The sequence below is a fragment of the Methanoregula sp. genome (genome assembly GCF_002835825.1).
Taxonomy (GTDB): Archaea; Halobacteriota; Methanomicrobia; order Methanomicrobiales; family Methanospirillaceae; genus Methanoregula.
This window is the reverse complement of sequence record NZ_PIZH01000735.1, coordinates 1-1075: the sequence shown is the minus strand read 5'-3', so window position 1 is coordinate 1075 and position 1075 is coordinate 1. Positions and strand designations below refer to the sequence as shown.

Annotated in this window: 1 protein-coding gene; it reads left to right on the top strand. The window is 56.7% G+C overall.

The annotated features are described in order from the left end of the window. Nucleotides 1-78 precede the first annotated feature (78 nt). On the top strand, nt 79-1075 hold a 997-nt coding region (gene thiI, locus CW742_RS14795), incomplete at its 3' end, for a tRNA uracil 4-sulfurtransferase ThiI (protein ID WP_292421705.1).

Sequence of the window (1075 nt, the reverse complement as noted above, 5' to 3'; positions counted from 1 at the left end):
CGGTAGAGGATGCCGATGAAACGACACGTGTCCGGAAAACAGCGAGAAAGAAGAAGTAAATTCTGGAGAGAGAGGAGCATGAAGAACCAGTGGCTTGTCCGCTACTCTGAAATATTCTTAAAATCCGATCCTGTCCGAAGACAGTGGGAAAATACCCTGATCGCCAATATCCGCGAGGTCATGCCCGAAATCCACGTCCGGAACGAACGGGGCAGGATCTGGCTTGACGGGGATGTGAAACCAGGGCTCCTGAAAAATATCTTCGGCATCGTCTCGTTCTCGGAAGTCGAGCATATCCGGCTTGACGAGATCGGGACACATCTTCCCGGCTACTGCCACCGCCACGGGATCGGGACAGCAAAGACCTTCGCAATCAGGGTAAAACGGGTCGGCAAGCACCCGTTCAGCTCGAACGACAAGGCGATTGAATACGGCAATCTCCTGCGAAACGAATTCCCTCATCTCAAGGTGAACCTCGCCCATCCCGATAAGGAGATCCATATCGAGATCCGGGCGAATGAAGCGTATCTCTATGACACGGTCATAAAGGCGGTTGGAGGACTTCCTCTCGGTGTCGAGGGCACGCTCGTGGCCCTCGTGTCCGGGGGGATCGACTCCCCGGTTGCAGCATGGATGATGATGGAGCGCGGCTGCCGGATCCTGCCCCTCTACGTGGCACTCGATACGTTCCTTGACGAGACGACCCTTGCCCGGGCAGAGCGTGTTGTCCGGGAACTTGAACGTTACCAGCCGGGGATTGCCCTGACGGTCATCAGGGATTCCTATCTTGCGGAGGCAAAACAGGAACTCGTGAAACTGCACCAGGAGAAGTATACCTGTATCTTCTGCAAGCGCCGGATGTACCGGGTGGCGACGGCCTTTGCACAAGCGCACGGCGCACAGGGGATCGTGACCGGTGAGTCGCTCGGTCAGGTAGCGAGCCAGACGCTCGACAACCTTGTCGTCCTCACCGATGCGGCATCCGAAATCCCGATCCACCGCCCCCTGATCGGGTTCGACAAGGAGGATGCAATCCGGATTGCCCGGGAGATCGGGACATTTACTGAATCCATAT